Annotated in this window: 18 protein-coding genes; 5 read left to right on the top strand and 13 right to left on the bottom strand. The window is 50.3% G+C overall.

Going from position 1 to position 20,069, the window contains the following annotated elements; translation table 11 throughout:
* Window positions 1-2: 2 nt before the first annotated feature.
* The 3 genes from IXB28_RS14765 to IXB28_RS14755 all read right to left on the bottom strand — a co-directional run bounded on the left by IXB28_RS14765 (window position 3) and on the right by IXB28_RS14755 (window position 3,628).
* Window positions 3-1,211: a response regulator gene (locus tag IXB28_RS14765; RefSeq protein ID WP_215619371.1), complete on the bottom strand. Its 1,209-nt coding sequence runs from the start codon at window positions 1,209-1,211 to the stop codon at window positions 3-5.
* Between the two features lie 212 nt (window positions 1,212-1,423).
* A complete protein-coding gene (locus IXB28_RS14760; RefSeq protein WP_215619370.1) occupies window positions 1,424-2,752 on the bottom strand; it encodes a DUF3370 domain-containing protein in 1,329 nt (442 codons plus the stop codon).
* 372 nt (window positions 2,753-3,124) lie between these two features.
* The gene (locus tag IXB28_RS14755) at window positions 3,125-3,628 is read right to left on the bottom strand and encodes a pyroglutamyl-peptidase I family protein (protein ID WP_215619369.1); all 504 of its coding nucleotides are present in this window, start codon (window positions 3,626-3,628) and stop codon (window positions 3,125-3,127) included.
* Between the two features lie 114 nt (window positions 3,629-3,742).
* On the opposite strand from IXB28_RS14755, the gene hisH reads away from it, so the two are divergent.
* The 4 genes from hisH (at window position 3,743) to metX (ending at window position 8,064) form a co-directional block, all read left to right on the top strand.
* Window positions 3,743-4,381 (top strand): imidazole glycerol phosphate synthase subunit HisH, encoded by a 639-nt coding sequence (hisH, locus tag IXB28_RS14750; RefSeq protein WP_215619368.1) that lies wholly within the window; start codon window positions 3,743-3,745, stop codon window positions 4,379-4,381.
* A 3-nt stretch (window positions 4,382-4,384) separates the two neighbouring features.
* Window positions 4,385-5,080, top strand: coding sequence for a M15 family metallopeptidase (locus IXB28_RS14745; protein WP_215619367.1), 696 nt, complete (start codon window positions 4,385-4,387; stop codon window positions 5,078-5,080).
* A 172-nt stretch (window positions 5,081-5,252) separates the two neighbouring features.
* Window positions 5,253-6,539, top strand: coding sequence for an O-acetylhomoserine aminocarboxypropyltransferase/cysteine synthase family protein (locus IXB28_RS14740; protein ID WP_215619366.1), 1,287 nt, complete (start codon window positions 5,253-5,255; stop codon window positions 6,537-6,539).
* A gap of 370 nt (window positions 6,540-6,909) precedes the next feature.
* Window positions 6,910-8,064 carry a homoserine O-acetyltransferase MetX gene (metX, locus tag IXB28_RS14735; protein WP_215619365.1) on the top strand — a complete coding sequence of 385 codons (1,155 nt, stop codon included), beginning with the start codon at window positions 6,910-6,912 and terminating at the stop codon, window positions 8,062-8,064.
* Between the two features lie 13 nt (window positions 8,065-8,077).
* Here metX and IXB28_RS17150 read toward each other — a convergent pair whose 3' ends face one another.
* Both IXB28_RS17150 and phnD read right to left on the bottom strand, forming a co-directional pair.
* Complete coding sequence (locus tag IXB28_RS17150) at window positions 8,078-9,907, bottom strand: ATP-binding protein (RefSeq protein ID WP_216863051.1); 1,830 nt, start codon at window positions 9,905-9,907, stop codon at window positions 8,078-8,080.
* A gap of 31 nt (window positions 9,908-9,938) precedes the next feature.
* Window positions 9,939-10,814 (bottom strand): phosphate/phosphite/phosphonate ABC transporter substrate-binding protein, encoded by an 876-nt coding sequence (gene phnD / locus IXB28_RS14725; protein ID WP_215619364.1) that lies wholly within the window; start codon window positions 10,812-10,814, stop codon window positions 9,939-9,941.
* Window positions 10,815-11,128: 314 nt separating this feature from the next.
* Here phnD and IXB28_RS14720 point away from each other — a divergent pair, with 314 nt between their 5' ends.
* Entirely contained in the window at window positions 11,129-11,752 is a 624-nt protein-coding gene (locus IXB28_RS14720; protein WP_215619363.1) for a DUF3885 domain-containing protein, read from the top strand.
* Between the two features lie 102 nt (window positions 11,753-11,854).
* Here IXB28_RS14720 and IXB28_RS14715 read toward each other — a convergent pair whose 3' ends face one another.
* From IXB28_RS14715 to IXB28_RS14680, 8 genes are all read right to left on the bottom strand, one after another.
* On the bottom strand, window positions 11,855-12,262 hold the full coding sequence (locus IXB28_RS14715; protein ID WP_215619362.1) for a hypothetical protein: 408 nt from the start codon (window positions 12,260-12,262) through the stop codon (window positions 11,855-11,857).
* Between the two features lie 173 nt (window positions 12,263-12,435).
* Complete coding sequence (locus IXB28_RS14710) at window positions 12,436-13,446, bottom strand: adenosine kinase (RefSeq protein ID WP_215619361.1); 1,011 nt, start codon at window positions 13,444-13,446, stop codon at window positions 12,436-12,438.
* Between the two features lie 252 nt (window positions 13,447-13,698).
* The gene (locus IXB28_RS14705) at window positions 13,699-14,361 is read right to left on the bottom strand and encodes a response regulator (protein WP_215619360.1); all 663 of its coding nucleotides are present in this window, start codon (window positions 14,359-14,361) and stop codon (window positions 13,699-13,701) included.
* Window positions 14,358-15,770, bottom strand: a complete 1,413-nt coding sequence (locus IXB28_RS14700) for a sensor histidine kinase (protein WP_215619359.1) — start codon at window positions 15,768-15,770, stop codon at window positions 14,358-14,360. The genes IXB28_RS14705 and IXB28_RS14700 overlap by 4 nt, the downstream gene beginning before the upstream one ends.
* 372 nt (window positions 15,771-16,142) lie before the next feature.
* Entirely contained in the window at window positions 16,143-17,219 is a 1,077-nt protein-coding gene (locus IXB28_RS14695) for an acyltransferase family protein (RefSeq protein ID WP_215619358.1), read from the bottom strand.
* Between the two features lie 71 nt (window positions 17,220-17,290).
* Window positions 17,291-18,301 (bottom strand): acyltransferase, encoded by a 1,011-nt coding sequence (locus IXB28_RS14690; protein WP_215619357.1) that lies wholly within the window; start codon window positions 18,299-18,301, stop codon window positions 17,291-17,293.
* Window positions 18,288-18,524 carry a murein L,D-transpeptidase catalytic domain family protein gene (locus IXB28_RS14685; protein WP_215619356.1) on the bottom strand — a complete coding sequence of 79 codons (237 nt, stop codon included), beginning with the start codon at window positions 18,522-18,524 and terminating at the stop codon, window positions 18,288-18,290. Before IXB28_RS14685 ends, IXB28_RS14690 begins: the two co-directional genes overlap by 14 nt.
* Before the next feature lie 120 nt (window positions 18,525-18,644).
* Entirely contained in the window at window positions 18,645-19,613 is a 969-nt protein-coding gene (locus IXB28_RS14680) for a carboxylesterase family protein (protein ID WP_215619355.1), read from the bottom strand.
* Between the last annotated feature and the right edge of the window lie 456 nt (window positions 19,614-20,069).

The raw sequence follows: 20,069 nt of genomic DNA, 5'->3' as shown, positions 1-20,069 counted from the left end.
GGCTACACCTTAGATCCCGCCGCCACGGGTTCAGCATCTTCTGCTTTCAGATGTTTCATGGCAACGGGCAGCACCTGGGACGCCTTGATGGGATAGCTTAAAAAGCCGGTGGCCCCGACAAACTTAGCCCGCACCCGGTCGGGAATGCTTTGGCTATTGGCAATCAGCACGATGGGCACTTGCCTAAATTCAATAATCCGACGAATTTGAACACATAGCTCATAGCCATTGATCACCGGCATCATTAAATCCAGGAAAATCAGCTTGGGCGCATAGTCCATCAGCTGGTTCAACGCATCCACCGGATCGGTAATGGCACAGTAGCGATAGCCCGAACCATTGAAAATATTCGCCATCGCCTGCCCATCCCCCAGATTGGCCGTAATATAAATCACCCCAGGGTCTTCGTCCGAAATTAGGTGGGTGGGTGGAGCGCCGCTGGCCAATGCGTCTAGACTCGATGTTTTGAGGCGACCATGGTGGGAGAAATCATCCACATACACCAGCTGGATTAGGTTGCGACGAATGTGGGGTACTAGGGATTGGGCCAGGGGAATCAGGGGATAGTCGGCTTTCACCGCCAGATCCCGCAGGGTTTGCTGCCCATCGGCCAAATGATTCAAAACCTTAAAAATATCGGGCCGCGTAGAATCTTGCAGCAGGTCGGATTGAACCACTTTGGGGGCAAGATTTGGACAACAATCTAGCAAATTTGCCCCTTGCCAAGCCTGCCAGTCTTGTTGAGCCTGCTCCCACATGTCGGTTTGCTGCAGGGCAATGCAAGGAAAATCCACCCCTTTGCGGGGACTGGCCTTATAGGTCAGTGTCTCCACCGAAGCCACCTGCGTTGTATACAGAATGTCAAACAGGACTTCCGTGATACAGCCGCGCACAATTTTAGAAAACTGTTCTTGGTCAAACCGTTGGTGCATCACCAGCCGTGACACCGTTTTGTAGTTGGGAATATCGCGGTGGTTGACAGCGCCGTTGTGTTTTTTTAGTTGAGGAGAGTGTTTCACATACTGTCGCTGCCAGCGGCGCTTGGGATGGGTGCGGGAATTGGCCCAAACAATTTGCCCCATGAGAAAATAAAACACCCATGGGATTTTGGTATCCGTTTCTGTGCTGACGGCCAGCAGACCTGTATATAACGAACGCTTTGCCTGCTGTATCTTTTGGTCGAGGCTATGAATAATGGGCGGTGTTGACATGCTTGCAAGGTACCTACATCAAATAGGCTTGATGACGGACCATAGTTACGTCGTAGAAACAGTTAAAAAAGGTCCATTGAGGAAAGATGCCGTGCCTGCTAGACAAGTACATTTACTGTTACCGTCCCCCCACTTCGGGATAAATCCCCGGCTATGACAAAAAGCCCCCTTTTCTCCAATAAAAGGGGGCTTTTTGAACGCGGACGAAAAAATTACTCAGTTTGAATCGTAATCACCTGGGGGGGGGTGGAGTCGGGGGGATAGCGCAGGGTTAGGTTTACCCGGCGCTGTTCCTGGGGGGCTAGGGTAAGGGTGGCCAGGGGCTCTCCCTGCTGTCCCCGCAGCTGCACCAAATGGACATTGCGGATTTGGGGCAAGCCGCGATCGCTACGGTAGCGCACCTGCACCGGCCCCCGGAAAAAGGTGCGGTTGGGCAGGGTTTCAAAAAACTGTAGCCCCTCGGTGGAAAGCTGATCTTCCTTGATGGGGGTTTCTAGGGCCACCGTCACCGTTTGGGGCCGATCGCTCGGGTTGTAGAGGGGCAGGGTGAGGTTGTATTCCACCCCATAGTTGCCGTGGGCCTGGTAGGCCGTATCGTCGTAGCGCACCAGCATTTCGGCGCTTTGGTTTTGGCCGGTGCCCAGTTCGCCACCATAGAGGGTGCTAATGCCGTAGGAAATGGCCCCGCCCGCAGCCGGAATGGTGAGCTGCGGGGTCTCGTCGTCGTCGGTGAGCACCGCCGTCCAGCTAGAGCCCTGGGCCACCCCGGCCACCCGACCGTAGATAATTTTCTCTGGATTGTCGGTGATGGGGGTGGGGGCGCGATCGCGAGGCCCCGCCAGCCCCGATGTGGCCAACAGCGTTTCCCACTGGGCCAAGGACGGTGCCGTTTCCTCGGCGCCCCCAGCGGCGGACTGGGCCAAACTAGCCAAATATATCGGGCCGCTGCTGTCCAGCTCCATTAGCGTAGAGCGGCCATTAATGGGCGGCTCCAAGTCTGCCACCGGAATCGGCACATTGATCAACAGGGCATTGGCACCGGGGGCCACCACCAGCTGGGAGGGCAGTCCCTCCTGGCGCTGTCCCTGGATTAAATCCCCCATTACCCGACTGCCAGGACCGGCAAACACCGGCTCATCTGGGGAAAACGCAACGGCACTGGGCAGCTGAATAAAGGGCGCATCGGGCTGGCTTAGGTAGCTCGCCCCCGACAGCACATCCACCGTCACCGCTTCCGTGCCCGGATTGTGCACCAAAATCGCCACATACATGGAGCTAAGATCCTCAGGATCCTCGGCCTTGTACACATGGTGGGCAAACAGATCAAACCGGCCCTCAAAGGCAAAGTCTAAATGGGCCTCTGGGGTGGCCATGCCCGCCGGGGGAAAGGTGGACAGCAAAATACCCGGCGTGCCAATCAGCTCAGGGCTGTTGCTGTTGAATACCGGGATGGTATCCAACGCCGCAGGCAGCGGTCTGACCTGCTGGGGACGAACAATGATTTCAGCCGGGGGCGTTTGGGCAAGTAAAAGCGGAAACATGGAAAAACAGAATTAAGCGGCCATTGGTTATAAAGAAGATTACACCCGGTTTAGCCAGTTGTGCCCACGGACAAATCCATCGTAAAAAAATAGAACGTCTCCTCCAGGCCCCTGGGCGCCCCCTTCGACTCCGCTCAGGGGCCTACGGTGTACACACATCTCGGACTAAAGCTCAAAATGCTGCATTGCCCCCCTTAGTCCCCCCAATCCTGGGGGGAAACTCAAGCTCAAAGTCCCCCAATTCTTGGGGACTTAGGGGGCTTCTAGAAACTAAGCGACTTGACGATAACTTGTGTGTACACCGTAGGCTCAAGGGCCTTTGCGCGCACCCTGAGCGGAGTCGAAGGGTAAGCTTACCTTCGGGAAAGGGCGTCAACACACATGATTTAAATGTTCAACAATCTTGAGAAAGTCAAACTCTAGAACAACGTTATTGGCAGGCTTAATTAACGGCACATGCACAAACAACGCCGCCGTAGATTGTTGTTGCACATGTTTTAACACCCGATAGTAAAGCCGGTTGCATACAAAATCCCCGGCATCTTCACTAATGTGGGTGTGCACCGTATGGTCGATCAGGTTAGCTAAATCGATGGGTGTTTCCAGCGCCTGTTTTTCATAGGTGCCCCACCGTTCCACCGTCAGGGTGTCGCGGGTTTCCGCCATGCCACAACAAATCACCACCTTGGGACGGTACACCACAATTTGGTTAATCACCCGCATGGGGGCCAGGTCAAAATTTACCGGCAGCTGGCGCAGCATCACGGCATTGGGCGGCAACCTGGGCGCGATTTGGGCCAACAGCACATCGCTAGAATTTAAGCCCTGATGGGCTTTCCAAGGACAAAAACTGGTAATAAGTATGGGTGACGCCATTGGTGTAAAAGTCGGAATTCCAAACTCTAGATTTCTGGGGAAATCGTTCTGCTTTAAGTTGGTAACTCGAACAAGGGTTTAGTATAGAGCAGTAATCGTCTACCTAAGAGAGCCATGCCAACCATTGCTGTGATTGATTACGACATGGGTAACCTGCACTCCGCCTGCAAGGGGCTGGAGTTTGCTGGGGCCATCCCCATAGTGACCGACCAGCCAGAGGTGCTGCATCGGGCCGATGGGGTGGTGCTCCCCGGTGTGGGGTCCTTTGATCCGGCAGTGCAGCATTTGCGAGATCGCAACCTAGAGCAGCCCATCCTCGACGTCATCGCCAGCGGCAAGCCCTTCCTCGGCATCTGCGTTGGCCTCCAGCTATTGTTCGAGGCCTCCGAAGAAGGCGTAGAACCCGGCATCGGCGTCCTCAAGGGCACCCTCCGCAAATTTAAGCCCGAACCCAGCATCACCATTCCCCACATGGGTTGGAACCAGCTCCAGCTCGCCAAGTCCGACCATCCCCTGTGGACCGACATCGCCACCGACGACTGGGTATATTTCGTCCATTCCTACTACGCTGAGACCACCGACCCCAGCATTGTGGCCGCCACCGTCACCCACGGTAGCCAAACGGTCACGGCAGCCGTCACAAAAGACAACCTGATGGCGGTGCAGTTCCACCCAGAAAAGTCGGCCAAAACCGGGTTGAAACTGTTGGCCAACTTTGTGGAAATGGTAAAACAGCCCGTTGCGGTAGGGTAGACCATGGTTTCAAAACCCTATCAGCGCGTTCCCATTCAGGAATGCGGCGAACCGCTGGTGCCCATCCCCTTAGAGCAGTTTGCCGTGGTGGATCCCCATCCCTATGCGGTGTTGGGGGCGCCCTATGGTGAGCGATCTCCCTACTATGTGCGCCAAGGGGTGCTCCAGGCATTGCTCCAGGCCCAAGAATTGCTGCAGACAGATCACCCCGGCTGGCGGATCCAGATTTTTGATGCCTATCGCCCCATTGCGGTGCAACAGTTTATGGTGGACTACACCTACGGACAGCTGTTGCAGGATTGGCAAAAACAACATCCGGGTGGGTCGGAGGCTCCTAAACAGGAGCTAATGGACCAGGTGTGTCAGTTTTGGGCAGCGCCCAGCCACGATCCGGCGACGCCACCGCCCCACAGCACGGGGGCAGCCGTGGATATTACCCTGGTGGACGATGGGCAGCAGGTGGTGGACATGGGGTCAGAGATCGATGAGATTTCTGAACGGTCGTTTCCGAACTATTTTGCGGATAAACCCGGTGGGGAACAGTTTCACCAGGCGCGTTTGATTCTCTCCCAGGCGATGAAGTCCGCCGGGTTTCAGCAACATCCCAACGAATGGTGGCATTTTTCCCTCGGCGATCAGCTATGGGCCTGGTTGGAAGCAGATAAAACAAAGACAGCCCGCTACGGTGGTGCAAGCTAGGTAATTGCAAACTTGTTGGAAGAGTCAGCCAACGACAACACGCAGAAAAATGACCACTGTATTGCAAAGCCAATACCGGGTTTCAAGAATGCTTAAGTATCTACACGAATTGCATAGCTACTGAAATATCAAGATAGAATTCCTGGGCAAACCCTATTCGGAGATCGGGTCGATGAGCGCAAAACATGGCCTTGGCACCCAATGTCTACATGCAGGCCAGGAACCAGACCCCACCACCCTATCGCGGGCAGTCCCAGTGTATCGGACAAGTTCCTACGTCTTTAAAGATGCGGAACATGCCGCCAATCTATTTGGCCTCAAGGAACTGGGCAACATCTACACCCGGTTGATGAACCCCACCCACGACGTGCTAGAAAAGCGGGTGGCCGCCTTAGAGGGCGGTGTGGCCGCCCTAGCCCTGGCCTCGGGCACCAGTGCAATTTTTTATAGCATTATTAACATTTGCCAGGCGGGGGATGAAATTGTCTCGGCCAATACCCTGTACGGCGGCACCTACACAATGTTTAAGAACATTTTGCCGACGTTGGGCATCAAGGTGAACCTTGTTGATCCCCGTAACCCTGAGAACTTTCGCGCGGCCATTAATGATAAGTGCAAGCTGGTATATTGTGAGACCGTTAGCAACCCAGGTCTAGAAGTATCCGATTTAGAAGCGATTAGTGCGATCGCGCACGAACACGGCCTCCCCCTAGTTGTTGACAGCACCTTCACCACCCCCTACCTGATCCGTCCCCTAGAGCACGGGGCCGACATTGTTGTCCACTCCCTCACCAAATGGTTGGGCGGCCACGGCACCGGCATCGGCGGCATCATGGTAGATTCCGGCAAATTCGACTGGACCTCGGGCAAGTTCCCCCTCATGAGCGACCCCGATGCCAGCTACCACGGACTGCGCTTTGCCCACGACCTAGGGCCCCTGGCACCCCTCGCCTACACCCTGCGCATGCGTCTCGTCCCACTGCGTAACCTAGGTGCCTGCATTGCCCCCGACAATGCCTGGATGTTCTTACAGGGCATCGAAACCCTGCACCTGCGCATGCAGCGCCATTGCGAAAATGCCATGGCCGTCGCCGAATTTTTAGCCCAACATCCCAAGGTTGCATGGGTCCGCTACCCCGGTCTCGAAACTGACAAAGCCCATGAAATAGCCAAACGCTATCTCAAGCATGGCTTTGGTGCCATGGTGGTATTTGGCATCTCCGGCGGTGCCGATGCCGGTAAAGACTTTATCGGCAAGCTAGGGCTATTCTCTCACCTAGCCAATGTGGGAGACGCCAAGAGTCTGGCCATCCACCCCGCCAGCACCACCCACTCCCAACTCTCCGAACAAGACCTAGCCAGCGCTGGCATTGCCCCCGAGCTAATTCGTCTGGCCATCGGCATTGAAGATGCCGACGACATTATCGACGACCTCAAGCAAGCCCTGGAGCAGGTTTAATTGAATAGTCTAGGAAGTGCCCAATTGGCCATCACATAATTAGGGATGCAAGCTATTGCTAGCCTTATAGCGATAGCTTGCATCCCTCCCCTAGGCTTTAGCCCATGGTCGAAGAGCTTTAGAGGGCCCCTTCCCCTAGGCTTTAGCCCATGGTCGAAGAGCTTTAAAGGGACCCTTCCCTTAGGCTTTAGCCCATGATCGAAGGGCTTTAAAGGGACCACTGCTGGTCATTCTTTATGCCAATAATCTTCCAGTTATGTATACACGGTAGCCCCCAAGTCTGGGAGAGACTATACTCAAAGCCTCCAAACTTGAGGGTTGGGGGCAAAATCTAGGATGCTAGACAACAACATATCCTTACATCCATAAAATGACCATCGGTCCCATTACAACTCAGTTCTTCCACATCCCCCAACCCTTCACCCTAGACTCAGGGGAGTGCCTAGAAACCGTCACCCTAGCCTACGAGACCTATGGCACCCTCAATGCAAAAGCCAGCAATGCCATTTTGGTTTTCCATGCCCTCACCGGCAGTCAACACGCCGCCGGCATAAACACAGCAATTCCGGGGGTGGAACCCCTATGGACCGAGGAATGTGTGACCGGATGGTGGGACGACTTTATTGGCCCCGGCAAAGCGCTGGATACCGATATTTATTTTGTTATCTGCATCAACTATCTAGGCAGCTGCTACGGGTCCACCGGCCCCCGGTCCATCAATCCCCAAACGGGGAAACCCTACGGCGGCAGTTTCCCCCAAATTAGCGCGAAAGATATCGTCCGCAGTCAGCTATGCCTATTAGGGCATCTGGGCATCCAATGTTTATATGCGGCGGTGGGGGGCTCCCTGGGGGGAATGCTGTCCATCTTGTTGGCCACTCGGTTTCCAGATCGGGTCAAAACAGTTATTCCCATGGCCTCCGGGTTTCAAACAACCGTGCTGCAGCGGGTGCAAAACTTTGAGCAAATTGTGGCCATTCGCAACGATCCTAATTTTAATCATGGCGATTACTACGATGGCCCCTTGCCAAAGTCGGGCATCATCCTGGCCAGGATGATCTCCCACAAAACCTTTGTTTCCTTGGAAGTACTAGAAAAACGAGCCAAGCAGGAGGTGCTCCACCAAGACATTGCCGGTCAGTGGTACGAACTCTCCACCCCCATTGAGTCCTACATGTTTTACCAGGGCAAAAAGTTCGCCGAACGCTTTGATGCCAACAGCTATCTACGCATTATGGATGTGTGGCAAAGCTATAGCCTGGAGGCAGTAACGCCTCAAATTTTTCAGAACTGCGGGCATCAACAATATCTTATCTTCAGCATTGATTCAGACGTTTGTTTCTATCCAGAAGAACAGTTTTCCATTGTCAAAGCCCTAGAAGGGGCCGAAGTCCCGGTTAAATATATTACGGTGCACTCAAATAAGGGCCATGACTCGTTTTTATTAGAACCCGAACTGTATTCGCCCTACATTCAGTTTGTGCTAAAAGCCGGTGGCTTTGACTCTGAACCGGAAACACTCTAAATCTGCAACGGCCTTATCCATGGAGCACAACGGGTAGCTTAATGACAAACTCAGCCCCCTGTTCCACCGCCGACCGATAACTTAGGTGGCCGTTGTGTTTTTCCGTCACAATCTGGTAGCTAATCGAAAGGCCCATGCCGGTGCCCTCACCAACACTTTTCGTTGTAAAAAACGGATCAAATAAGCGCTCACCAATGGCATCGGGAATGCCAGGGCCATTGTCTGCAACGTGAATCGCCACCCACTCAGGATCGATTGAATAGGTGGTAATGGTAATGGTTGGATTGGCCCTCGGTGCCTCTTTTAAGGCATCAATGGCATTGCTCAAAATATTCATAAATACCTGATTGAGCTGCCCGGCATAGCACTCAACGGGGGTGAGCTTTCCATAGTGACGAATCACCTGAATTTCTGGTGAATTAGCCGTTGGTTTCAAACGGTTATTTAAAATCACCAGCGTGCTTTCAATGCCATCGTGGAGGTCAACGTGTTTAACGGCAGCTTCATCCAACCGAGAAAACGTTCGTAGCGATTGAACAATATCACGAATCCGATCTGTCCCATTTTGCATGGAGTAAATCAGTTTTGGAAAATCATCTTGTAAAAAGGAGAGATCAATATCCTCGATGGTGTCTTGAATTGCTACGGTCGGATTGGGATAACTCTCTTGATATAGCCGGAGCAATCGAATCACATCGTCTGTATAGCCCAGCGCATGCTCCAGGTTGCCGTAAATAAAGCTGACGGGGTTATTAATTTCATGGGCAATCCCCGCCACCATTTGCCCCAAGCTAGACATCTTTTCACTTTGGATCAACCGCAGCTGCGCCTGTTGCAGATCCACCAGTGCCTGTTGTAGGTCTTCAGTCTGCTGCCGTAGGGAGGCCTCAGACTGCTGTAGGGCGACGGTCCTTTCTTGTACCCGCAGTTCTAAATGTTGTCGAGCGTTATTTAACTCATGGGTATATTCGCCGGTCCAACTGACCAACTGATTTAAGGCATTGGCCAGTAGGGCTACTTCATCTTGGGTATGAATATCTGCCTGTAGCTGAAAATTGCCGTCCCGGGTTACCTGGCGTGCCACTGTGGTGAGTTGTTCAATGGGTTTAGCAATTGCCCGACTGGTAAAAGCAGCAAGCACAATGGCGAAACCAATGGAAAGCACCATACTGGTGACAATAATCATTAGCCTAAGCCGTTCGGCCTGTTCTAGCCGAGCCGTTGCTTGGCCATATCGCTGGTCGGCCGTTTGCTGCAACCTGGTTAGCTTTTCAAACAGTTTTTCAAACTGGGTTGACAGTAGATTGGCCCGGTCGCTGCTAAGGGTTTCTGAAATCAATTCTCGGGCAGCCTTTTTTTCGTTTACCCCGTCTATTTGGGCCCAAAGCTCTTGGCTAAACCGATGATGGGCATGAATGGTAAAACGTGAATCCTCCAATAAAACAGTGAGTTCCGCAGAAATCTGTTCATCGGATGCCGCTAATTGTTCAGTTTCGACCAGCAGCTGTTCTATGAGCCTGTGATCAGAATGATGTTGACTGATTTCGTACTGAAGCCAAATAGTGTCCTTACCGGCCAGGGACAATATCCTCAGGGGATGCATTTCCAGCTTTAGCAACTGATTTTCAAAGTCATTCAGCAGTTGCTTCTTTTTCAAGATTCTCTGTTTTTGCATACGGGCCGGATACTCATAATAAAACCCTCCCATGAGGCCGCTAACCGTGCCAATTACAGCAGTTCCTAGGGCGAGGGTGTAGCCCACGCTGATCTTTTTCGCAATACTCCGATGTATCCCTAGTCGAGTACTTAGCCAGTGGGTAACTTGGGAAAAAGATTTGAGCATTGAGGAAAAAGAGACCCCGTTGGCTGGAGTGTTATTCAATAGCAGACCCTTGACCAATGGCATAATAACTATCGCGCAACGGCTGATAATCTGAGTCATCCACCAGAATCATATCTGATGCTTTAAACTTTTGATTGGCTCCCGACTCGTACAACGCTGGTATTAAAGTACTTTTGTTGGCAATCATCTGTGCCTTTAAGTCCGCTAAAAAGCTTGGGTCTAAATTTGGATTGGCAACAAAGATATCCGGTGGCAGAGGCTCACCTTGGGCCACAATTTTAACGTCGTCCTTGCGCCCTAGCTGCGTCAAATTTTTCTGGTATCTGGTGTGGGATGTCACCCAGGCATCCACCTCACCGTTTAATAAAGCATCAACGCCATCTTTTCCCAACATAAGTGCCTCATAGGCATCGGTTTGTAGCCCCGCATCGAGCAGCATCTTCGTTGGCACAATGTGACTTGCGGTTGCGCCCTCGGACCACATGGCAATTTTTTTACCCTTTAAGTCTGCCAAGGTTGCAACATCACTATCGGCCAGGGTAACAAAAACGGAATAGTAGTCTGAGCGGGTTACCCCGGCAATGGGCACTGCATTGGCCCTAGCCTTGAGCAGCAGATATTCGGAAGGGCCGGCCATGGCAAAATCAAGCTCATTCGCCAGCAGGGCCGGCGCCGCATCTAGGAAATTGCTAACCGGGAAAAACTCAACCGGGAGCTGCAATACTGTTTCTAAGGCCTGACGAAAGGGGCCAAAATCCTGCTCTAGCTCATCTGAGCCACTGATGTCGGTAACGGCAAAGCGCAGACGGCTAGGTTTATTTACCTGAACAGAGTTACCCGTTTGGGTAAAAGCACACCCGCTGAGGAATAGCAGACTATAACCGAAAAAAGTACGACGATTTAGCATGGGCGGTTTAGTAGAGCAGGATGTAGCTTTTGCGGATGCGCTTGGAGCCCTAAGGGCATTTACCTGTCTGCCGTTGCTGACTTAGGAAATGCCCTGAGGATACCTACCCTAGGTTTCCCAATTTCCATGGGCGTTTCTTCGTCGTTGTAAGCGTTTCGGTGAATACGCAAATCCACTGAGAATTTTCTCGGTAGATTCACTTAAATTTGCCCGTTTTGACGAAAGCGGGTCAGCTGTGGCCAAGGTTTTGCCTTTGGTTGCTATGGTGTTGAAATACAAGCGGAGCGCCAAAACTGCCATAGCGGTTCATAGCCATGGATATCAAATTAGAAATGCCACTTTTCTATCGCTGTCCCTTTGGTCTACGATTGGAAATTGGCCCAGCGACACTCGGAGTTTGGAAAGACCGCGATAATTTTATTTATAACGAAGACTATTTTGATATTGCTCGGCAAAGAGCTGTAGCTATTTTTGAGTCAGCCTTTGTCCCCACTGACAGGATCTCTATGGTTTTACAGATTTATGCCTACGGACGTCAAAAGATCCATAGAAGCAATTATCTTTTTAGGCAAATCAAAGCCGTTGACGCTAAGGTCATAAAATACTCGACCCGTGGAGATCTTTATGTGGAGGATCGAACAAACAATCGTGAGCGTTGGCGGCGCGTGACCATTTCTCAATTACAAACCCGAGACATTGCCTATGAGAATTTGTTGCATGCGATGGTCAATCAGGATTTCAGTAACAGAACGCCTTCGCTGTCTGGGCAGCTCTTTTTCCTTAACCATGATAAACAAATTGTGCTCAATCTCTATGATGATCGAGGCATGGATGTTGTTTCGCTGACCCGACAGCCCCTAGAACCGCTTTATCAAAGACACAATACGTGGATTCTGGACCGAAATCGAGAACAAATTGAAAACAGATTCAACGAATAAGCAATACCCTTGCCAAGGGTAGGACGTTGCAATAACAGAATTTTGTGGGGACCTTGTTTTCGTGCAAATACCTTACCTGGGCCATTGTTTTTGCGCAGTCCCCTAAGCTGGGCAGGCAACGTTGGCAACGTTAGTAACCTGGAGGTCTCCTGCTACATTGTCTCTCAGTAGAACTTTAATAAAACAAACAGATTGGACCCCAGCATTTGTCGGATCTCCTCCCATGGTTAATTGTACTATGAGTCCCTCTACCGTTTCACCTTCTAGATCGAAGTCAAGACTGTGAAACTCATCGTAGGAATATTCGTAGGTGTCTAAATTTGGATAAGCTGCAACAACAGTATCTAGTTCAGCTTTATCCATACCAATTTCGATCTGTTGGTGCAATGGATTAAGCGTTTTACGAAAAATGGCATGGTTTGGAGCGTCCGCATCACACCCAGCTAACAGACTTAAAGAAAAACAAAGCGCAATGGCCTTTTCTAAAGGCTTGCTGACTATTAAATTCATGGCGTATGGTTTTGGCTGCCTAACGAAAAGATATTGACAGCTACAGTTATACGCATTCTAAAAAAGCCATGCTTGGACATTCTTCTGATTCCCAGAAGATACCCCCAATCGCTTGAGTTAATCCAGTGTTAGGAATGGTTGCTAACACTGGACGTTATTAATCAGGTGTTGTTCTAGCTGCCGACTACTGTTTTCAAAATTGCCTGTAGTTCTGGGGTGGCCATTCTGGCACCGTAGGCGGTGACGAGCTTAGCTGAGGCCATGGAACCCAGGTCTCCTGCTTTGGCCCAGCTTAATCCGTGGGTAATGCCGTATAGCACACCGCCGGCATACATATCGCCGGCACCGACGGTGTCTATGGCTTTCACCGGATGGGGGGCAATTTCGAGCAGTTGTTCGCCGTCGAAAATAACGGACCCTTGGGGGCCGCGGGTGATGGCGAAGGTTTTGGCTAGGGTTTTGGTGTGCTCGATGGCGGCGGCAAAGTCCTCTGTTTCTGCCATTAGCAGGGCTTCGGACTCATTGGCAAAGAGTAAGTCTACGCCGTCGCCAATCATTTCTAATAGGCCAGGGCGAAAGAATTTCACCATGTTGTAGTCCGATAGGGACATGGCCACTTTGCGACCGGCGGCTTTGGCAAGTTCCCGGGCTTTGATGGCCGCTTGCTTGCTGTTGTCCCCACTGACGAGAAACCCTTCGAAGTAGGTGTATTCAGACGCTGCGATCGCATCCCCATCCAAATCCGCCTCTGATAGCTCCGCCGAAATTCCTAAAAATGTCCCCATGGTACGGTCGGCATCGGGGGTAACCAGCACCAGACACTTCCCCGTAATGCCTGCACCTGCGGTCTGGGTCGTGAGGTTTGTATCCACACCACAGTCGACTAAATCTTGGGTATAAAACTTACCATAGTCATCGGCCGCCACCTTACAACCGTAGTAGGTTTGGCCACCGAGCTGGCTAATGGCAATGATGGTATTGGCCGCCGAGCCGCCGCACACCTGCTTGGTGGCGGCACCGTCTAGCTGGGCAATGGCCGTATTTTGGGTGGGCTCGTCCAGCAGGGTCATTACCCCTTTGTCCATGCCAATGGCGGCGAGGGTCTCCACTGACAGGGCGCATTCAATATCCACCAGGGCATTACCAAGACCATAGACATTGTACTTCGGTGGATTGTTAGTCATAGTTTTTGGGGGATTTAAATTGGCAACGGTATTTTGCCCGCCCATTATCGCCCACATCAAAGTAGGTGGCAATAATCGTTAGATGAAGCCTTTGGCCTGGAATTTACATAAAATATGGCAACGCCCATAGGCCATAGCCCCATGGGGTCGGTACGACCCCCAGATATCACAATCAAATGTCTCTTGGGATTGTCTCTTGGGATCGTTTCTGACGATTAAGGAGTGTTATTAGGCAGCAAACGCCTTAGCGGTTTAACTCAATCCATTTTCCACGGCATAGATGGCCGCCTGGGTGCGATCGCGCAGTTCTAGTCTCGTCAAAATGTTAGACACATGGTTTTTGACCGTCCCCTCAGTGACATTTAGGGCCCGGGCAATCCCCTTATTGGTTTTGCCATTGGCAATGAGCTTGAGCACTTCCAGCTCCCGTTCGGTTAGGGGAACATCAACTTGAGCCACTTGAAAGTCAGATTTGGTGAACGTTGTTCTTTGCTTGAGGGATCCCACCAGCTTGCCTGCCACTTTAGGGGCTAGCTGATAAACCCCCGAGTGGGCCAGCTGAATCGCCTGCACTAAATCTTGGGGGGGAGTGTCTTTCATTAGATACCCACAGGCCCCTGCCAAAAGCGCTTGCAGAACGTATTCTTCATCATCGAAGGTGGTGAGCATAATCACTTCGCAGTGGGGCAGGGTCTGGCGGATTTTGGCGGTGGCTTCCACCCCCGTCATCCCAGGCATGCGCACATCCATCAAAATAATGTGGGGCTTCAGCTTTAGGGCCTTTGCGATCGCATCTTCCCCATCCGTTGCCAACCCCACCACTTCGATAAAATCCGCTAACTCAAGCAGAGAAGCAATGCCTTCTCGAATTAAATACTGGTCATCCACCAGCAAAACCCGAATCTTCTTGGTCATAATATTCCTGTGTATCGAAAATTATTTTTTATCTGCGCATTGGCGTGGGGAATTCTAGCAATGAGAGTTGTCATTTGGGGACAACTTTTAATAGCGAACGTACCCCCTACCAAACTTAGCCGTTCTTGCAAACCCCTTAACCCTTGATGACCAGACTGGTTGGTTTGCTTCCTTTCATTGTTGATCCAACTCTCTGCATCAAAACCACAGCCATTATCAGCTAACTCTAGAGTCACTTGTTGCGGACCAAAGTCCACCGTGATGATCGCCTGGCTCGCCTGGGCATGCTTGTGCACATTAGTGAGCCCTTCTTGAATTACACGGTACAAAATTATCAGCTTGAGCTTTTCGTAGCGTGAACTGTCCCCCGACTGGCGCAGCTCCAACTTTAGCTTGCTGTGATCCATGCGTTTGACTAAATCATTCAAAGCCTCTTCAAATAAAAACGGAGCACTATCCTGCCGCAGACTCCCCACCGATGTGCGCACATCTTTTAAGGCATCCTGCGCCGCTCTTTGGGCCTGGTGAACGGCCCCATAGGCACGGTCGAGATCCCGGTCGCGATAGGCATTGGCCTTTTCCAGCTGAATATTAATTGCAGCCAGGTGATGGCCCAAACTATCGTGAATATCTCGGGCCAAACGATTGCGCTCTTCGGTGGTGGCCAAATCAGCAATTTGGGTGGAATATTCCCTGAGCTGGGTATTGGATGCTTCAAGGGAAGTCAGCAGCCCCGTCAGTTTTTGCTGAGCCTGAATGGCTTGCAGCATGGCTCGGGCTAACAACAACGTAAAGAATGCCGTAATCAGCAGCTCCATACCTTGATTTATGGTGCGGCCAATAGAAGGGCGATAATCTCCCCTGGGACCGGAAGGCGTCGGGGGAGCATGGTTTCTAGGTGATGGCAGAACCTCTCCATAGCTAGGCGGCGGCGGCCCTCCTCTTGGTCGAGCACTCGGTGGCGGCAATGTACCAAATAGTTTCAAGCTAAATAGTGCAGCTACGGCCAAAATGGCAATGGAATAGCTCCAACGCTTCCCTACAGCTAAATAGCAATACAGCAAAACTGGTAACAGCAATATTTCCGTATAGTAAAGGGCTGTTACCAAGGAAACACCGACAACAAGTAAAAGCCTTGCCAACAAGGCAAGCCATTCGACCTGGCCATACTTACCAAAATTACCACTGCCCACCGCCCGCCATTCCAGGACAATCAGCCCCACCACCATAGTTTCCAAGGCCAAAAAGCGATAGATAGCGGGGGCAGAAATAACAGCCCTTGTACTGATGCCGCCATAGCTCCAATCGACTAGCCCTGCTAACAGGATCGCCCCATACACCGCTAACGCTATCACTCGATAGCGCTGATACAGTAAATTTGGCGTGGCTGATTCTCGGCGTGACTTCATTGACAGACTATCGATATATGGCGCGTTAACTGATTCATTGTCCAAGCCAGTGATGGCAAAAGACCAGGCCTAAGCTATCTGAAAAACTGAAGCCTGGTCAACCCTAACCTAAAAGGGGCCTATCCATTGCGATACTTGAAAAGCAGTTATGGCAACCAGAACGTTTGAACTAATGTTATTTGGCCCCATGGCCATAAAGTTGCTTGATCTTTGAACTAATGTTATTTGGCCCCATGGGCCATGAAGTTGCCTGATATCTGTTTTATTATTAATCCCAAATACAGGCTACGCGCTAAAAACCAGAGTTTTGTGTATCAGCAAGGGGCATTGATGGCCCATGGGAGTGGGCCCCATAAACCCAAGACAGATTGCTTACCAGCCAATTAAATAACGACTTTTTTTGCGCAATAGGGCTTTGAAACCATAGGCAATGGCCATGGAAACCAGGACTGTTGCCCAGCCAACCATCAGCCAGACTAGAAAATTTCCTTCGTATTGCCAATTCCATTTGCTCACCAGGGTAAAGGCTCCATTTAGCACCATGGGATGGATGAAATAAATGGCAAAACTGGTTTCAGCCACTTTTGCAACACTTGGAATTTCTTCGTCTTCATACATCTCCAGGATAGAGAGAAACAAAAAGCAGAGAGCTATCTTTTGCAGCAAGTTGACGTCAATCACCGTCAGCGCAAAAAACTCCTTATGGAAGTTGCCCGGATGCTTTAAGACATAGACTTGTATCAGCCCCAGGCCAATGGCCAACACCGCAAGGAAAGCTCTCTTTTTGTTGTCCTTTAGATACCCATATACACGTTTATAATGAATTGAACTCCAAATGCCAATTAGGTAGACGGGAAGAAAATAAATCAGCGAGTGGACCGCATTTAGATTTTCAATGGGGCGATGAACAATCAGTGAAATGGGCATTAATCCCACAATGCAGGGCATTAATTGACCGGACTGGATCACTACATTGACTAGGGGAGAAATGGCAAATAAAAGCATGGCCATGGGAATGTACCAATAGGCCAAAATCACGTTGCCCGTAAGCAAATACCAGGCTATGGCCATTAGGGGTTGGTCCTTGAGTGCATCAGGCAAGGTGGGGCCACCATCGTTAAAGAAAATGGCGTACAAAATAGGAATCAAGGAGGATAGGACATAGGGGGCTAGTACGTATTGGATTTTCTTGGTGAGGAACTTTTTATAATTGAACCGGTGGTAGAAAACCTGGTAGTAGAGAAAGCCTGAGATAAAGATAAAGTAGACGGTGCCATTTAGGCTCAATGAATAAACAAACTGTTCTAAACCGCTGCTGATCTGCCAGTGGGCTAAGTCAAAAGAATGGCCCAACACAATTAGAATAATGGCAATGCCCCTAAAATAATTGATCGAATTAAAAAACTTTTTCCCTCGCTCTTTGGGGACAGGTTTTGTTGCCGTAGTCATGGTAGAGGCTGATTAAATTATTGTTGAAAATGTGGTTAAAAAGATGCAACCCCGTGCGAGCAAGCTCGCAATTAAATTGTCTTACGCAGGTAGGGGACCTGATGAAATAGCCAAGACGTGAATAAGGACGCCATAAAGATCAGTGCGGTGGCAGACGGGATCACAATCACCGGATGAAACACTCTGATAAAGTTAGTCTTATTCAAGATTTCGACAAAAATAGGATGGACTAGATACACCCCAAACGTAAGTAGGGCCACTTGTTTAGTCAGTTGCTGATTCAAAATTGGTTTATCCCACGATTTCAGCAGGTACATAACGCTAACTGACATCGGAATCACCGTAATGCTGAGATAACCATGGAAGTAGCCGTCGGGCAGCAGTTCGTTTTTGGTCAGGGCAAAGTAATATCCCAAACAAGTTAGTAAAGTAGACAGGGTAAACGTCCCCCAGCGCATTGTCTGGGAAAATGTGCGCTGATCTCGCTGGATAACATAGCCAATGAAAAAGAATGGAATGTATAAGAGAAACCAGTTTAAAAATAAACTAGGTCGGTAAACCCCCGAAAAGCTGAGCTGTGCAAAGTTAATTCCGGCAACGACAAACATAAAAATGATGGATGCCGTCAGTTCTCGATGGCTAGAGACTGCAATGATTTTGCGTAGGAATGGAGCAAACAAATATAGGCCTGAAAGCATATAGAGAAACCAAAGGTGCTCGTAGGGCAGTCCGCTCAAAAGATTGGTGAATAGCTCCAGACCGTTGGGTGGCGCACCATCGATGACTCCATGGAAAAAGGTCCAACCCAAAAAAAATAGTGACCAAAATCCCATGGGGATTAAAATCCGAGAGAGTCGTTTTGAATAAAATTTTGATAGACTCTCTTGCTTGGTTGGATCTAACAGCAGTGCCCCACTGATCATGGTAAAAACTGGCACACACCACCTAACGAGACTGCTAAACCCGTTGCCAAACCACCAATATTCGCTGCCAACAGCATTCTCAGACAAAACCACGGCTGAGACATGCAAAAGCACAACGGCCAAGGTAGACACTATCCTGGCATTATTAATCCAATTCATTTGAACGCAATGGTGGTATTTTCAACGGTGCTCGATTTCCCAATTTTTCTTCGACACCCAGGATTTGCACACTGTTCTTCAATAACAGATCACTGCATTTAGTATCACGGTTGGAAAAGTTGAGTTCAATCAAATTATCACTCTTCTTCCCATGGGCGGCAGGGCATCTTTCACCACTGCCAGCATCAAACATGCAATCAAAGTTTCCTGTCAGTTCAGCCATATCTACAGTTCCAAACAGGTAAGGGATGTGCCTCCAAATCTCCCTATTTCCATAAACTCGGGCAATAGTAGATTCGCGCCGCTGGTGCGTTCGCTTCGCTAGGGAATAAACAGACTGTGGCTATTGTAAAATACTGGCCATACGATTCCAGAAGAGAGAGAGCGCCCGCAACAGTGGAGGCGATGGATCAAAGCTGCTATTTCTAATCATCATCGGCCCCCTGGGTGAAGCCTTTGCCGTTTGATCCCTATCCTGGGCCAATAACCACTTCGGCAGCTCTGCATCGGCGTATGCCATATCCCAAGAATTGTGCTCTACCCCGATAAGTTCGCTATAGTGTACATCTGCATTTACAGAGCTCAGCGCATCATACATCAGGCGAGACTCTTCCACCCGCACCACCTTATCTTTGTCGCCATGGAAAATCCACACGGGCAGTGTTTGCACTTGTTCTGCCACATCCTCGTAAATATTGGGGCTAGAAGCGGGGATAAATGAATCAAAACCATCCATGGCCTCAACATAACCAGCAATGGGCACCAGTGCCGCAAACCGTTCTGGATGTTTGTGCCCCAAATACCAAGTGCCCTCACCACCTAACGAAATCCCGGTGAGATATATCCGTGAATCATCCACATTAAACTCCTCCATGGTTGCATCCAAAGCATCCATGGCCATCTGCCCGGTAACATCACGCCAAATTAGATCGGCCTCAACGGGGAGCTGCGGAAATATCGCTATTGTTGGCCAGCGCTCGGGGTTGTTGCGAATGGCGCTGCCCAGACCGGCTTGGGTTTGTCGTAATCCTGCGTCACCGACTTCGTCGGTACCATGGAGAAAGAGAATTACGGGCCATTCCTCAGTGGGTTGATAGTCTTGTGGTATATAGACTTGATAATCATAGTCAGTACCATCGACGGTAATTTGTCGATTCAAAAAACCTGTTTCAGGAACTTGAATTGTTTCAGTTTCAGGAACTTGCGCTATTTCAGAAACCTGGGCTATTTCAGGAACTTGAATGGCGTCAGGCACTTGGGCCAGGGCGGAACCAGGCACCAAAATAAGCGTTGCTGTTAAAAATGCTCGCATCGTCTTCCTAGCAATAAGATATTTTCAATATTTAATTTTCAAGAAAGCACTGCGCTCGTGACTCCTACTATCCTACGGACAGAAGAAGATTTGGACATCTGGCATCAGTAATATCTCTGACTATTCAAAAGTCATGGACATAAACATGACTTTTGGCACTCGCTAAATTGAAAAGGGCGTGTAGCCGTGTTGAAGTGCATCCCAAGTTTGGACAAACTATGGTCTGAAAAAACTGGGGTGCATCCCTGGATGTGTTGAGTGAACTGTGTTACGTTAGCAATCGTAAAACACAACTGTGGCAGCCCACATGAGGCGAAAGGCTCGTTCTATTAGGGCCATAGCCCCAGAGACTAAAGGCCCTTTTGCTTAGGACTATAGTCCTAGATCAGGGGATAGGCCATTGAAATGGACAACCGGCTTGGAACCTGAAACGGGCTTCCCTGGCAAAGTGGGCGG

It is taken from the genome of Leptothoe kymatousa TAU-MAC 1615 (assembly GCF_018739865.1).
GTDB classification, from domain to species: Bacteria; Cyanobacteriota; Cyanobacteriia; order Phormidesmidales; family Phormidesmidaceae; genus Leptothoe; species Leptothoe kymatousa.
This window is presented reverse-complemented; position numbering and strand designations above follow the sequence as displayed.

Coding starts and splice junctions, on each gene's coding strand:
- hisH (WP_215619368.1), top strand. CDS start 3,743: ATGCCAACCATTGCTGTGATTGATTACGACATGGGTAACCTGCACTCC.
- IXB28_RS14685 (WP_215619356.1), bottom strand. CDS start 18,524: ATGGCTGAACTGACAGGAAACTTTGATTGCATGTTTGATGCTGGCAGT.
- IXB28_RS17150 (WP_216863051.1), bottom strand. CDS start 9,907: ATGCTCAAATCTTTTTCCCAAGTTACCCACTGGCTAAGTACTCGACTA.
- IXB28_RS14705 (WP_215619360.1), bottom strand. CDS start 14,361: ATGACCAAGAAGATTCGGGTTTTGCTGGTGGATGACCAGTATTTAATT.
- IXB28_RS14720 (WP_215619363.1), top strand. CDS start 11,129: ATGGATATCAAATTAGAAATGCCACTTTTCTATCGCTGTCCCTTTGGT.
- IXB28_RS14690 (WP_215619357.1), bottom strand. CDS start 18,301: ATGAATTGGATTAATAATGCCAGGATAGTGTCTACCTTGGCCGTTGTG.
- phnD (WP_215619364.1), bottom strand. CDS start 10,814: ATGCTAAATCGTCGTACTTTTTTCGGTTATAGTCTGCTATTCCTCAGC.
- IXB28_RS14680 (WP_215619355.1), bottom strand. CDS start 19,613: ATGCGAGCATTTTTAACAGCAACGCTTATTTTGGTGCCTGGTTCCGCC.
- IXB28_RS14700 (WP_215619359.1), bottom strand. CDS start 15,770: ATGAAGTCACGCCGAGAATCAGCCACGCCAAATTTACTGTATCAGCGC.
- IXB28_RS14745 (WP_215619367.1), top strand. CDS start 4,385: ATGGTTTCAAAACCCTATCAGCGCGTTCCCATTCAGGAATGCGGCGAA.
- IXB28_RS14715 (WP_215619362.1), bottom strand. CDS start 12,262: ATGAATTTAATAGTCAGCAAGCCTTTAGAAAAGGCCATTGCGCTTTGT.
- IXB28_RS14695 (WP_215619358.1), bottom strand. CDS start 17,219: ATGACTACGGCAACAAAACCTGTCCCCAAAGAGCGAGGGAAAAAGTTT.
- IXB28_RS14765 (WP_215619371.1), bottom strand. CDS start 1,211: ATGTCAACACCGCCCATTATTCATAGCCTCGACCAAAAGATACAGCAG.
- IXB28_RS14710 (WP_215619361.1), bottom strand. CDS start 13,446: ATGACTAACAATCCACCGAAGTACAATGTCTATGGTCTTGGTAATGCC.
- IXB28_RS14755 (WP_215619369.1), bottom strand. CDS start 3,628: ATGGCGTCACCCATACTTATTACCAGTTTTTGTCCTTGGAAAGCCCAT.
- metX (WP_215619365.1), top strand. CDS start 6,910: ATGACCATCGGTCCCATTACAACTCAGTTCTTCCACATCCCCCAACCC.
- IXB28_RS14740 (WP_215619366.1), top strand. CDS start 5,253: ATGAGCGCAAAACATGGCCTTGGCACCCAATGTCTACATGCAGGCCAG.
- IXB28_RS14760 (WP_215619370.1), bottom strand. CDS start 2,752: ATGTTTCCGCTTTTACTTGCCCAAACGCCCCCGGCTGAAATCATTGTT.